This window comes from Alcanivorax nanhaiticus, from assembly GCF_000756665.1.
Lineage (GTDB): Bacteria > Pseudomonadota > Gammaproteobacteria > Pseudomonadales > Alcanivoracaceae > Alcanivorax > Alcanivorax nanhaiticus.
The window spans coordinates 55,499-67,974 of the sequence record NZ_ARXV01000016.1 but is presented as its reverse complement, the minus strand read 5'-3'; the positions used below and the strand labels follow the sequence as shown (position 1 = coordinate 67,974).

Below are 12,476 nucleotides of genomic sequence, written 5' to 3'. Positions count from 1 at the left end.
GCCCCTCACCATTGGTAATTTCGCGCCACCTTTTCGGTGCCCACCCTGATCACGGGGTGAGTTAAACGGGAAGTCGGTGATCCTTCTGGAAGAATCCGACGCTGCCCCCGCAACGGTGATTGAGTCAACGACAGTCGAAGTGCCACTGTGCCTTGTGCATGGGAAGGCGATTGTCGAGAGGCGCGGCCTCGCTCATCAGCCCGGAGACCGGCCGAACAGGAACCAGGCGTTGCGGCGGGCGATGGCGGGGAGCAATGGCGCGTTTCGCGCTGCCCCCGAGTTGTGTCCGCTGCGGCTAAATCCAGGCCGTGCGGGTGGGCACGGCAGAGGGGATCACTTCCATGACATTCCGTTTTCTGGCTGCCGGTGCGGCAGCAACTTTCTCCCTGTTGCCGTTGGCAGCGATTTCCGATGTGAGCGCAGAGGGCGAGCAATACGCCATGCTGGACCCGGTGGTGGTGACGCCGACCCTGACCAGCCGCACTGCCGATGCGTCGCTGTCTTCCGTGACCGTTGTCGACGAACAGACCCTGCGCGAGCAGCAGCCCGTGGACATGGCGGACCTGTTGCGCGGCCAGCCCGGGATCGACACCACCGGCAATGGCTCGTTCGGCAAGAATGCCAGTGTGTTTATCCGCGGTACCTCCAGTGATGCCACCTTGCTGCTGGTGGATGGGGTGCGGTTGCGTTCCGCCACGGCGGGCAGCCCGGCCTGGCAGTACCTGCCGCCGCAGATGATGCAGCGGGTGGAAATTGTTCGCGGTCCCCGTGGCAGCCTGTACGGCGCCGATGCGGTAGGTGGCGTGGTGCAGGTGTTTACCCGTGACGAAGGCACCTGGCTGAATGCTGGCGGCGGCACTTTCAATACCTGGAATCTGGGGGCGGGCAGCACCCTGAGCCATGGCGGCACCACCGTTACTGTCGGCGCCAATGTGTTTGATACCGATGGCACCGAGCTGCGTGAAGACAGCGAGGAGCGTGGTTACGACAACACCTCCGGTATTGCCAAAATCCGTCACCAGTTTGGTGATGCAGGCAGCGTCGGTGCCTTTGCGTTTCGCGCCGAAGGCAACAGCGAGTATGAAGGCGGTGCGCCGGAAGATCTGCGCGATACCGATTACCTGCTGCAAGTGGCGGGGCTGAAAGGCGATGTGTGGGTCACCGATAGCTGGCAGGCCAAGGTCCTGCTCAGCGAGGCAAAAGATGAGAGTGAGGATTTTGCCGATGGTCAGAGCAACGGCATCTTCGATACCCGCACGCGCACGGCCAATCTGCAGAACATCTTCGTGCTGGGGAATCACCAGTTCATCCTGGGCGGGGAATACCAGGCGGATGAAATCACCAGTGATAACGATTACGACGAAACCCGCCGCGACAACAAGGCCGGGTTTGGTCAGGCACTGCTCACTTTTGGCAGGCTGGATCTGCAGGGCAGCTTGCGCCATGACGATAACGCCGCCTTTGGCAGCAAGGTCACCGGGGCGGCAGCGGTAGGTTACAAGCTGGATCAGCAGCACCGCGTGCGCGCCAGTTATGGCACTGCGTTCAAGGCACCGACGTTCAACGATCTCTATTACCCGGGTTTTGGCAACGCCGACCTGAAGCCGGAATCCTCGGAAACCGGTGAGGTTGGCATGCGCGGTCAGTACAGCGTGTGGTACTGGGATGCGGCGCTGTACCGCAGCAATATTGACGACCTGATCAGCTACGACCCGGTGTTGATGGCGCCGGGCAATGTGGAGAAAGCCACGGTGGAAGGGGCCGAGCTGGCCATGGGGCTGGAATGGCAGCAGTGGCGTGCGCGGCTGGCATTTTCTGCCCTCAAGCCGGAAGACGACGAAACCGGTGACATCATCGCCCGTCGGGCACAGCGCATGGGCCGGCTTGATGTGGATCGCAAGATTGGCCCGTTTTCTCTGGGTGGTACCGCCAGTTTCCAGGGGCATCGTTATAATGATACCACCAATACGCAGCGACTGTCCGGCTTCGGATTGCTGGATCTGCGGGCCGGTTGGCAGTTTGCCAAGAACTGGACCGGCCGGGTTGTGGTCGAGAATGTACTGGACAAGGAATACACCACCGCACAGAACTTCAGTGGTTGGGATTATCTGAATGCCGGGCGTTCCGTGATGGTGAGTGTCAGCTACGATACCCTGTAACCCTGAGTGGCAGGGTGGGTTGTCGCCTTGCCATTAACCGATTGAGTGTCGCGAGTGTTTCGCGCCGGGTAAAAGGACAATAATGAACATGCGCCGTCTGCTGTCTGCAATCTTGCTGGGACTGACATTGTCAGCCAACGCAGAGCTCTGCGTTACGGATGATGCAGACCGCCAGGTGTGCGTGCCGCAACCCGCCAAGCGCATTGTGGCCCTGTCCCCGGGGGCAACGGAGCTGCTGTTTTCGGCCGGTGCCGGCGAGCAAATGGCCGGGGCAGTGAGTTTCAGCGATTATCCGCCGGCGGCAAAAAAGCTGCCTCGAGTGGGCAGCTATAAACGGCTGGATCTGGAAGCGATTGTAGCCATTCAGCCGGACCTGATTGTGGCCTGGCGCAGTGGCAATCCCATGAGTGAGGTGGAGCGCCTCATGGACATGGGATTGACTGTCTATGTCAGTGAGCCACGTCGTTTCGAAGATATCAGTTCCACCATCAAACGTTTCGGCAAGCTGGCCGGCACTCACGCTATCGCGGACGGGGCCGCTGACGGTTTTCAGTCTGGTATTACTGCACTACAGATGCGGTACGGAAACATGGCTCCAGTCACTGTGTTCTATCAGGTCTGGGATGAGCCGTTGATGACAGTGAACGATGAGCATCTGATCAGCGAAGCGATTCGCATCTGCGGCGGAGTAAACGTCTTTGGTGAACTTCCCTCTCTTGCGCCGCGCATCAGTCGTGAAGCGGTGCTGGAAAAAGATCCCCAGGTGATTGTGGCTGGCGGCATGGGCGAGGACAGCCCGGGCTGGCTGGACCCCTGGAAGGCGTTCTCCTCGTTGCAGGCGGTGGAGCTGGGCAACCTGTTCTTTGTGCCGCCGTCCACACTGCAGCGCCCTACCACCAAGATGCTGGCGGGAACCCGTACCCTTTGCCAGCATCTGGAAACCGCCCGTGCCCGTCGCTAGTCGTTCCCTTCCCGCGTTACTGCTGCTGGCGGTTGGCGGTGTGCTGAGCCTGTTGATGGCGTTGGCGGTGGGCAGCGTGTCCATAACGTGGCAGGAATTGTTGGCGGTGCTGGCGGGGCAAGGTCAGGGGTTGCACCAGGAACTGGTGTATTCGCTGCGCGCGCCGCGGGCCCTGTCCGCGTTTGCCACTGGCGGACTGCTGGCCCTGGCAGGTGCCCTGATGCAGGTCTTGTTGCGCAACCCGCTGGCGGACCCTTATGTGCTGGGTATTTCTGGCGGTGCGGCGGTGGGCGCGCTGTTGTCCATGCTGCTGGGGTTGGGCACCGCCATGGTGTCCGGGTCCGCCTTTGTGGGGGCGCTGCTATCCACTGTGCTGGTGTTCGGTCTGGCCCAGGGGCGCGGCAGCTGGACACCGACGCGCTTGTTGCTCACCGGCGTGGTCATTGCCGCGGGCTGGGGTGCGGTGATCACCTTTCTGCTGACACTGAGTCCCACCGAAAAGCTGCCAGGCATGCTCTACTGGTTGATGGGCGATCTCAGCTACGCGGATTCACCGCAGACAGCCTGGTGGGTGTTGATTCCGGTGTTGTTACTGACCTTGCCTCTGGGACGCAGCCTGAATGTGCTGGCCCGGGGGCCGCTGCAAGCGGCGGCACTGGGCGTGGCGGTGAAACCGCTGGAGTGGGGCGTGTATGGCCTGGCCAGTCTGCTCACCGCGGTGGCGGTGACCACGGCAGGCAGTGTGGGCTTCGTCGGTTTGATTGTGCCGCACATGTTGCGACTGGTACTGGGCAATGATCAGCGTCTGATCCTGCCCGCCAGTGTGTTGGCTGGTGGCGCCCTGCTGACGGTGGCCGACACCCTGGCGCGGACCCTGATGGCCCCGGAGCAGTTACCGGTGGGGGTGATCACGGCCCTGCTTGGTGTGCCCACCTTCCTGTTCCTGCTGTACCGGAGTCGCTGATGGCGGTACTGGAAGCCCGTAATCTGGTAGTGGACATCCCGGGTCGTGAGGGAGGGCATGCGTTCAGTGCCCGTGTGCTACCGGGTCAGCGCTGGGGGGTGCTCGGCCCCAATGGTGCGGGCAAGACTTCCCTGCTGCATACCCTGGCCGGGTTGCGGCCAGCGCGCTCCGGGGAGGTGTTGCTGGATGGGCAGTCCCTGAGCGGATTGACGCGCCGGGCGGTGGCACAAAAACTGGCGGTGGTGTTCCAGGAGCGACAGGACAGCTTTCCCGCCACCGTGCTGGAAACCGCTCTGGTTGGTCGCCACCCCTTCCTGTCCCCCTGGCAGCGGGAAAGCGCGGAGGATCTGCGCCTTGCCAATGGCGCGCTGGAGCGGTTGTCTCTGTCGTTGCTCAAGGATCGGCTGGTCAGCACCTTGTCTGGCGGTGAGCGTCAGCGAGTGTCCATTGCCACCGCCCTCACCCAGCAGCCGGCGATCTGGCTGGCAGATGAACCCACCAATCATCTCGATCTACATCATCAGGTGGCTGTCATGGCCTTGCTGAATCAGCAGGCAGAGCAGGGTGCTGCGGTGTTCATGTGTCTGCATGACCTGAATCTGGCCGCCCGCTGGTGTGACCATATCCTGTTGCTGTTTCCGGATGGTGAGCTGTGCTTTGGCCCGGCCGACACCATGCTGGTGCCGGAGGTGCTGGAGCGCCTCTATAACCAGTCGCTGTCCGTGACCACCGTCAACGGCAAGCCGGTTTTCGTGCCGGCCTGACTTTTTCCCAAGGGAGCATTATGTCGAACCCATTGGTTGCCACGGTACCTGCGGCGCTGATCAGTGCCCCCGGCTCCGGGCAGGGCAAATCTCTGGTTACCGCAGCGCTGGCCCGTCTGCATCGTAATGCCGGGCGGCGGGTCCGGGTGTTCAAGTTCGGTCCTGACTATCTGGACCCGATGGTGCTGGAGGTGGCCAGCGGCGCACCGGTGTATCAGCTGCAGCCCTGGATGACGGGCGAGCAAGAGTGTCGTTGGCGGCTGGCCGAGGCCGCCCAGGAGGCGGACCTGATTCTGGTGGAGGGCGCCATGGGCTTGTTCGATGGCACGCCGTCCAGTGCGGATCTGGCCGTGCTGGCCGGGATTCCCGCTATCCCGGTCATCGATGCCTGGGGCATGGCGCAGACGTTTGGCGCCGTGGCGCTGGGGCTGGCCAGCTACCGTGATGATCTGCGCGTCAGCGAAGTGATCGCCAATCAGGTGGCCAGTGAACGGCACGGCGCGCTATTGAAAGAAGGGCTGCCCGATTCCCTTTCCCTGTTCGGCTGCCTGCCCCGTGATGAGGCCCTCAATCTGCCGGAGCGACATCTGGGGCTGGTCCAGGCCGGTGAACTTGATGATCTGGATGCGCGTCTCGATCAGGCTGCGAACATGCTGCTGGAGGCCGGGCTTGACCGCTTGCCGGCGGCGGTGACGTTTCGTGCCGAGGCTCCGGAGCCACCACCGGCCCTGCTACGGGGGCATCGTATCGGCGTGGCTCGCGATGCCGCTTTTGCCTTTCTCTACCCTGCCAACCTGGACCTGCTGCAGGCCATGGGCGCGGAACTGGCCTTCTTTTCGCCGCTACGGGATAGCACCCTCCCTGAGGTGGATGCCCTGTGGTTACCCGGCGGCTACCCGGAACTGCATGGGGCGACGCTGGCGGGCAATGCGCCCATGCGTGATGCCGTGCAGGCACATCATCAGGCGGGCAAGCCGATCCTGGCGGAGTGCGGTGGTTTGATGAGCTGCCTGACCTCACTGGTGGACGGAGACGGTGTGGCGCACGCGGGGCTGGCACTACTGCCGGGCACCGCCACACTGACGAAAAAACTGCAGGGGCTGGGGATGCAGGCCTGGTCGTGGCAAGGCCACACCTTGCGTGGCCACACCTTTCATCATGCCGCCGTCGAGACCCCATTGGCCGCCACCTGGCAGAGCCAGAAGCAGACCGGGACGGGCGGGGAGGCGATTTATCGAAGCGGGAATCTGGTGGCCAGTTTCTTTCATGGCTACTTCCCCTCCGCGCCGGAAATGGTGGCGCACATCTTCACTGGTACCCTCACCGAGTAACGAGAGCAGGACAATGAGACAAGATCCGAAGAGTCAGGAGCGTCATGCCTGGCGGATGGAAAAGAAGCAGCAAATCATGCGTGAACGTATTGCCAATGCGGACAAGGAGCAGGGCATCTTGCTGGTGCTCACCGGTCCCGGCAAGGGCAAGAGCAGTTCCGGTTTTGGCATGCTGGCCCGGGCATTGGGCCACGGTATGAAAGTGGGCGTGGTGCAATTCATCAAAGGCGCATTCAGCACCGGCGAAGAAGCGTTCTTTCGTGATCTGCCCAACGTGGATTATCACGTCATGGGCGAAGGCTATACCTGGGATACCCAGGATCGCGAGCGGGATGTGGCGGCCGCCAATGCCGCCTGGGACATTGCCGCCAACATGCTGCAGGACGACAGCTACGATCTTGTGCTGCTGGACGAACTGAACATCGCGTTGCGCTACGAGTATATCGACCTGGACCGGGTGCTGGATGATTTGCAGAATCGCCCCGCCATGCAGCACGCCGTCGTCACCGGGCGCTATGCGCCAAAGGAACTGATCGAACTGGCCGACACCGTGACCGAAATGAAAGTGGTGAAGCATGCGTTTAAGGATCAGGGAGTGAAGGCGCAGAAGGGCGTCGAGCTTTAGTGAATAGTTAAAAGTGAATAGTTAACAGCGAAAACCCGAAATGGATGGGCGTGAGGTTGTGGCGAGACGTTCAAAGTTTAAAGTTGAAAGTTTAAAAATAAAAAATGCGCAAAACGCTGCCTTTATTCGGGGCTGCGGTCGCGGCTTGCTGTCTGGGCGCGGCCTCGTCGCTGTGATTCCGGAAGGCATCGGATCGCGTTTCAACTTTGAACTTTCCACTTTCAACTCCGGGTCGTGGTCATGCTGACACTGATGGTCCAGGGCTGCACTTCTGATGCGGGGAAGAGCACGGTGGTGGCGGCGCTGTGTCGCTGGTTTGCGCGGCGGGGTTATTCGGTGGCGCCGTTCAAGCCGCAGAATATGGCGCTGAATAGTGCGGTGACCGTGGATGGTGGCGAGATCGGTCGGTCCACTGCATTGCAGGCGTTGGCCTGTGGCATCGAGCCGCATAGCGACATGAATCCGGTCTTGCTGAAGCCGCAAACCGATATGGGTGCGCAGGTGATTATTCGCGGCCAGGTGCTGGGCAATATGCAGGCGCTGGATTATCACGCTTATAAAAAGACTGCCAGTGAAGCGGTGCTGGCGGCATGGGAGGCGCTCTGCTCCCGCTACGATGTGGTCATCGTGGAGGGTGCGGGCAGCCCTGCCGAAATCAATCTGCGTGACAACGATATTGCCAACATGGGCTTTGCCGAGAGGGTGGATTGCCCGGTGATTCTGGTGGCTGATATCGATCGTGGCGGTGTGTTTGCGCATCTGGTCGGAACGCTGGATCTGTTACCGGAAAGCGAGCAGCAACGCACGCTGGGTTTTGTCATCAACCGTTTTCGTGGCGACCTGTCCTTGTTGCAGGGTGGGCTCGACTGGCTGGAAGCGCGCACTGAAAAACCGGTGTTCGGCGTGCTGCCCTATCTGCATGGCCTTACCCTGGATGCGGAAGATGCGGTGGACGAGCAGGGCGACCATGAAGAAGCGTCGCTCAATGTGGTGGTGCCGGTGTTGCCGCGCATGAGCAACCACAATGATTTCGATCCGCTGCGTCTGCATCCGAAAGTGAATCTGCACTTTGTCAAAATGGGCGAGCCGTGGCCGCAGGCGGATCTGGTGATTCTACCCGGCAGCAAGGCGACCCGTGCCGATCTGGCCTTTCTTCGTGAGCAAGGATGGGATAAGCAGATCCAACGGCACCTGCGTTATGGCGGTAAGGTGCTGGGGATTTGTGGCGGGTTTCAAATGCTCGGTGAGCGTATTGATGATCCCGAAGGGCTGGAGAGTGAGCCAGGCAGCAGTGAGGGGCTCGGCTGGTTATCCATGTCGACGCGTCTGGTGGCTGGCAAGCAGCTGCGCAACGTGACGGGGCTTTTTCTGCCTAGTGACACGCCGATTCATGGCTATGAAATCCACAACGGGGTGACGGAGGGTGCGGCCTTGTCCCGCCCGATGTTGAGACTCGGGGATGACCATGACGGAGCGATCAGCGCGGATGGTCAGGTGATGGGGTGTTACCTGCATGGTCTGTTCGATCATGCCCCGGCGGCGGATAGCATCTTGCAGTGGGCTGGATTAAGGACGGCGGCAGCGGTGGATTACGACGCGCACCGTCAGCAGGATCTTGACCGTCTGGCGGACATGATTGATGCCTCCATGGATATGACGCTATTGCTATCGCAAATACAGTAGTTGCGCTATAGGACGTCCTCTTTCGTTTGGGTGAGGTGGGGCATTCTGTTGCTCGATAAGGGATGAGTGCTTTCCAGTGACGCATGTTGTAACTTCATGCCCTGACAAACAGGGAGAAAATGATGCACAAGGATGCTGCGCACGCCGGTCAGGCGATCTACACGCCGTTGACCTTGAAGCTCTATGACCAGGCCGTGTTGGGCTTGTCTTGTCGCTGGTTATGGAAGTGTCCGTCCAGCGCGTTGCTGGCTAACTACCAGCAACACATCACCAGTAATCATCTGGATGTGGGTGTGGGCACCGGCTATTTCCTGGACAAGGTGTTATTTCCTTCTGCACAGCCGCGCATTGTGCTGATGGACCTGAACCCGAACAGCCTTTCTGCCTGCGCGGATCGTATTCAGCGCTTTCAACCGCAAACGCAACGCTGCAATGTTCTGGAGCCGCAGTCATTCAATGGGGAGCGTTTTGATTCGCTGGCGATGAATCTGTTGCTGCATTGTTTGCCTGGCAGCATGCCAGAAAAGGCGAAGGCGCTGGATAATCTCCTGCCGTTGATGAATCCCGGGGCAAGGGTGTTTGGCGCGACTTTGCTTCAAGGCGGGGTAGAGCGTTTCATGATGGCGAAAGGGTTGATGAAGCTTTATAACATCAAGGGTGTGTTTTCCAATCAGGACGACTCTCTAGATGGCTTGAAGCTGGAACTGGAACGTCGGTTGGATAACGTGTCTGTGCAGCCTTTCGGCTGCATGGGGCTGTTCAGCGGTGTGGTTCGTCCGGCTCCTGGTATTTAGTGTCAGGTCCCCAGCGCCATAAAAAAGGCTCCCGATAGGGAGCCTTTTTTATGGCGCTGGGTTAGCAACGATCAGTGATCGTGGCCGCCCGGGCCGTGTACGTGGCCGTGCTCTTTTTCTTCGTCAGAGGCTTCACGCACTTCGGTGATCTCTACGGCGAAGTTCAGGGTCTCACCGGCCAGCGGGTGGTTGCCGTCTACGGTGACTTCGTCGCCTTCTACAGCGGTGATGGTGAAGATGCGCGGGCCAGCTTCAGTTTGGGCCTGGAACTGCATGCCTGGTTGCAGGTTGTCTTCGCTGCCCTCGAAAGCGCTCTTCGGCACTTGCTGAATCAGCTGCTCGTGACGCTCGCCGTAACCTTCTTCCGGGGAAACGGTCACATCCAGCTTGTCGCCAGCCTGCTTGCCGATCAGGGCGTTTTCCAGGCCGGGGATGATGTTGCCGGCACCGTGCAGGTACGCCAGGGGTTCGCCACGCTCGATGGAGGAATCAATGGTCTGGCCGGCGCTGTTGGTCAGGGTGTAGTGGATGGACACTACGGCGTTTTCAGAAATTTGCATGGAAACCCTTTTGGGGTAGATGAATTTGGAATGCGGCGGCCAAAAAGGGGCCGCAACACCCGTAAAGACGCACATTCTAACAATAGCGCGCCCGGCCTGACCAACCGGGGCGGTCAGGAACCGATAAACGTGGTCAGGTGAGGCTTTCGCTTCTCTGGCCCACAGTTTGCTAAAGTGAGGGCATGAAGAGCGCAGATCAAGCCCCGCCTGCAGTGTTGCAGGACCGTTTTGGGCGCATCATTGATTACGTCCGGCTGTCGGTGACTGACCGCTGCGATTTCCGCTGTGTGTACTGCATGGCGGAGGACATGACCTTTGTGCCACGGGCCCAGGTGCTGACCCTGGAAGAGATGGGACGCCTTGCTCGTGTCCTGGTGGATCTTGGCGTCCGGAAGATCCGGCTGACGGGTGGTGAGCCTCTGGTGCGCCGTGATGTGGCGCAATTGGTGCACGATATTGGTGCCATCCCGGGGCTTGGTGAACTAAATATGACCACCAATGGTTCCCGGCTCGACCGCTATGCCGATGAATTGAAGGCAGCAGGGCTGGACCGGATCAACATCAGTCTGGACTCCCTGAATCCGGATTTGTTTCGCCAGTTGACCCGGACCGGTGATCTGAACCAGGTGCTGGCGGGGATTGAGGCGGCCCGGCAGGCGGGCTTCCGGCGGATCAAGTTGAACAGTGTGATCTTGCGCGGTCGCAACCACCAAGAGGTCCCGGCCCTGGTGGATTTTGCCCTGGAGAAGGGGCTGGATATCTCCTTTATCGAGGAAATGCCGCTGGGTCAGATCACCGAGCATGACCGTGGCCTTGAATTCGTGTCCTCCGCGCAATTGCGCGATGACCTTTCTGCCCGGCTGAATCTGGTGCCGCTGGCAGAGAAAACCGGGGGACCGTCCCGTTATTGGCGGGTGCCCGGCAGCGACAGCCGGATCGGTTTTATTTCCCCGCATTCCCAAAATTTTTGCGAATTGTGTAATCGAGTGCGGGTCACGGCGGAGGGGCGTATGCTCTTGTGCTTGGGTCATGAGCACAGCGTGGATCTGCGCGCGGTGCTTCGCGCTCACCCGGACGATGACGGCCCCCTTCGCGACGCCATCATTGGCGCCATGGCGATCAAGCCGGAGCGCCATGACTTCAGTCTTGATCAGGGTGAGCAACTGGTACGATTCATGAATATGACTGGTGGTTAACCGTATGCATGCCTGTTGCATGCAGTGTGAATGCGTGAAATAAGCGAGAGACCATGAAAACCCTGCCTGAACTGTTTTCCAATAATCAAAAGTGGCGTGTCGAGATCGAGAAACAGCATCCGGGTTTCTTCGAGGCGCTGGGTCAGCAGCAAAGCCCGGAATTCCTGTGGATCGGTTGTGCGGATTCCCGCGTACCGGCCAATGAGGTGGTGGGCCTGATGCCCGGTGAACTGTTTGTTCACCGTAATGTGGCCAACCTGGTCAATCATACCGACCTGAACCTGCTGTCCGTGCTGCAATTCGCGGTGGATGTGCTCAAGGTGAAGCACATCATGGTGGTGGGGCACTACGGCTGTGGTGGCGTGAAAGCGTCCATGGAAGACGAGCCCCACGGCCTGATCGACAATTGGCTGCGCCAGGTGCGTGAACTGTACCTGCGTAACCGCAAGAAGCTGGCCGAACTGCCGGATGACCAAGCGCGTCTGGATAAGATGTGTGAGCTTAACGTGGCCCGTCAGGTGATCAATGTGTCCAATACCACCGTAGTTCAGGAGGCCTGGCGTCGCGGTCAGGAGCTGACCATCCACGGTTGGGTGTATGGCATCGGTGATGGCGTGCTACAGGATCTGGACATTCAGATCCAGGGCAACAAAGAGCTGCGCACCCTGGAAAACAACGAGTACGACAGCTGTTCGAACTAAGCCGCTGCAGAAAATCAAAAGGCCGCATCCAATACTGGGATGCGGCCTTTTTGTTAGGCAGAACTAACGTAGTTTAGTGGGCATGGTCATGATGCTCATGGCCTGTGGGGGTTCCCGATTTTTCATCACCACCGGTTAATATTTTCCATTCCTCTTCTGTCATGCCCGGCAGCGTTTTCAGCAAGGCGACCATGTCCCACAGAGACTCATCATCATGGCTGGCGCCCCAGGCGGGCATGCCGCTCATCTTGATGCCGTGCTTGATGGTCCAGAACGCACTGGCGGCATTGTGGATGCCGTGCTCTGTCAGTGCCGGGGGCTGCGGATACAGGCCGGCACGCAGTTCCGTGTCGTCCATGCCAGGGGCCAGGTGGCAGCCGGCGCACATGGGCTGATAATGCTCTGCGCCACGGCGAAGTCGTGCCGGGTTGTCCAGGTCATCAGGTACCTCGATCTCGCTGGCGCGCCGGTCGATGGCGTGGTGACGGGCGCTGGCAATGAGCTTTTCGGTGATGCCCCAATGGGGCTCGTCGGCGGCAAAGTTATAGCTGCCGCTGAACATCAATGCCGCCGCGGCCGCCAGGCCCAGAACGACAAGTGCGAGCAATGTTACAAGTACGGTTTTCATGGTATCTCCTTGCCGGGAAACACCAGCCAGCATCGCCGGTGAGGCAAGCGGATGGCTGGTAGCCCCTGTTCAAACTAACGATGTGATGCGGGTGGGCCTTTAGCGGGCCC

At 60.1% G+C, this 12,476-nt stretch carries 12 protein-coding genes and 1 riboswitch; of the genes, 10 read left to right on the top strand and 2 right to left on the bottom strand.

The genetic code is table 11. From position 1 onward, the window contains the following. Positions 1–17: 17 nt before the first annotated feature. A riboswitch (cobalamin riboswitch) is annotated at positions 18–230 on the top strand. Between the two features lie 111 nt (positions 231–341). The 8 genes from Y5S_RS16140 (at position 342) to Y5S_RS16105 (ending at position 9,281) form a co-directional block, all read left to right on the top strand. Then, on the top strand, positions 342–2,159 hold the full coding sequence (locus Y5S_RS16140) for a TonB-dependent receptor domain-containing protein (protein ID WP_035234488.1): 1,818 nt from the start codon (positions 342–344) through the stop codon (positions 2,157–2,159). A gap of 82 nt (positions 2,160–2,241) precedes the next feature. Next, the gene (locus Y5S_RS16135) at positions 2,242–3,120 is read left to right on the top strand and encodes a cobalamin-binding protein (RefSeq protein WP_035234486.1); all 879 of its coding nucleotides are present in this window, start codon (positions 2,242–2,244) and stop codon (positions 3,118–3,120) included. After that, on the top strand, positions 3,107–4,084 hold the full coding sequence (locus tag Y5S_RS16130; protein WP_035234484.1) for a FecCD family ABC transporter permease: 978 nt from the start codon (positions 3,107–3,109) through the stop codon (positions 4,082–4,084). Before Y5S_RS16135 ends, Y5S_RS16130 begins: the two co-directional genes overlap by 14 nt. Further along, the gene (locus Y5S_RS16125) at positions 4,084–4,848 is read left to right on the top strand and encodes an ABC transporter ATP-binding protein (RefSeq protein WP_035234482.1); all 765 of its coding nucleotides are present in this window, start codon (positions 4,084–4,086) and stop codon (positions 4,846–4,848) included. Before Y5S_RS16130 ends, Y5S_RS16125 begins: the two co-directional genes overlap by 1 nt. A gap of 20 nt (positions 4,849–4,868) precedes the next feature. After that, positions 4,869–6,179 (top strand): cobyrinate a,c-diamide synthase, encoded by a 1,311-nt coding sequence (locus Y5S_RS16120; RefSeq protein ID WP_035234480.1) that lies wholly within the window; start codon positions 4,869–4,871, stop codon positions 6,177–6,179. A gap of 13 nt (positions 6,180–6,192) precedes the next feature. Further along, the gene (cobO, locus tag Y5S_RS16115; RefSeq protein WP_035234478.1) at positions 6,193–6,804 is read left to right on the top strand and encodes a cob(I)yrinic acid a,c-diamide adenosyltransferase; all 612 of its coding nucleotides are present in this window, start codon (positions 6,193–6,195) and stop codon (positions 6,802–6,804) included. 240 nt (positions 6,805–7,044) lie between these two features. Continuing rightward, positions 7,045–8,487, top strand: coding sequence for a cobyric acid synthase (locus Y5S_RS16110; protein ID WP_035234477.1), 1,443 nt, complete (start codon positions 7,045–7,047; stop codon positions 8,485–8,487). Positions 8,488–8,609: 122 nt separating this feature from the next. Beyond that, positions 8,610–9,281: a class I SAM-dependent methyltransferase gene (locus tag Y5S_RS16105; protein WP_035234476.1), complete on the top strand. Its 672-nt coding sequence runs from the start codon at positions 8,610–8,612 to the stop codon at positions 9,279–9,281. A 71-nt stretch (positions 9,282–9,352) separates the two neighbouring features. Here Y5S_RS16105 and Y5S_RS16100 read toward each other — a convergent pair whose 3' ends face one another. Continuing rightward, positions 9,353–9,841, bottom strand: a complete 489-nt coding sequence (locus tag Y5S_RS16100; RefSeq protein ID WP_035234475.1) for an FKBP-type peptidyl-prolyl cis-trans isomerase — start codon at positions 9,839–9,841, stop codon at positions 9,353–9,355. Between the two features lie 182 nt (positions 9,842–10,023). Here Y5S_RS16100 and moaA point away from each other — a divergent pair, with 182 nt between their 5' ends. Both moaA and can read left to right on the top strand, forming a co-directional pair. Further along, positions 10,024–11,037: a GTP 3',8-cyclase MoaA gene (gene moaA / locus Y5S_RS16095; RefSeq protein ID WP_035234474.1), complete on the top strand. Its 1,014-nt coding sequence runs from the start codon at positions 10,024–10,026 to the stop codon at positions 11,035–11,037. A 53-nt stretch (positions 11,038–11,090) separates the two neighbouring features. Continuing rightward, positions 11,091–11,738, top strand: coding sequence for a carbonate dehydratase (can, locus tag Y5S_RS16090; protein ID WP_035234473.1), 648 nt, complete (start codon positions 11,091–11,093; stop codon positions 11,736–11,738). Between the two features lie 73 nt (positions 11,739–11,811). On the opposite strand, the gene Y5S_RS16085 is transcribed toward can, so the two are convergent. Further along, positions 11,812–12,366, bottom strand: coding sequence for a c-type cytochrome (locus Y5S_RS16085; RefSeq protein ID WP_065130335.1), 555 nt, complete (start codon positions 12,364–12,366; stop codon positions 11,812–11,814). Positions 12,367–12,476 lie beyond the last annotated feature (110 nt).

Bases quoted from the DNA above. Each gene is read 5' to 3' on its own strand.
- Y5S_RS16135 (WP_035234486.1), top strand. From the start codon at position 2,242: ATGAACATGCGCCGTCTGCTGTCTGCAATCTTGCTGGGACTGACATTG.
- can (WP_035234473.1), top strand. From the start codon at position 11,091: ATGAAAACCCTGCCTGAACTGTTTTCCAATAATCAAAAGTGGCGTGTC.
- Y5S_RS16110 (WP_035234477.1), top strand. From the start codon at position 7,045: ATGCTGACACTGATGGTCCAGGGCTGCACTTCTGATGCGGGGAAGAGC.
- Y5S_RS16125 (WP_035234482.1), top strand. From the start codon at position 4,084: ATGGCGGTACTGGAAGCCCGTAATCTGGTAGTGGACATCCCGGGTCGT.
- moaA (WP_035234474.1), top strand. From the start codon at position 10,024: ATGAAGAGCGCAGATCAAGCCCCGCCTGCAGTGTTGCAGGACCGTTTT.
- Y5S_RS16105 (WP_035234476.1), top strand. From the start codon at position 8,610: ATGCACAAGGATGCTGCGCACGCCGGTCAGGCGATCTACACGCCGTTG.
- cobO (WP_035234478.1), top strand. From the start codon at position 6,193: ATGAGACAAGATCCGAAGAGTCAGGAGCGTCATGCCTGGCGGATGGAA.
- Y5S_RS16100 (WP_035234475.1), bottom strand. From the start codon at position 9,841: ATGCAAATTTCTGAAAACGCCGTAGTGTCCATCCACTACACCCTGACC.
- Y5S_RS16085 (WP_065130335.1), bottom strand. From the start codon at position 12,366: ATGAAAACCGTACTTGTAACATTGCTCGCACTTGTCGTTCTGGGCCTG.
- Y5S_RS16120 (WP_035234480.1), top strand. From the start codon at position 4,869: ATGTCGAACCCATTGGTTGCCACGGTACCTGCGGCGCTGATCAGTGCC.
- Y5S_RS16140 (WP_035234488.1), top strand. From the start codon at position 342: ATGACATTCCGTTTTCTGGCTGCCGGTGCGGCAGCAACTTTCTCCCTG.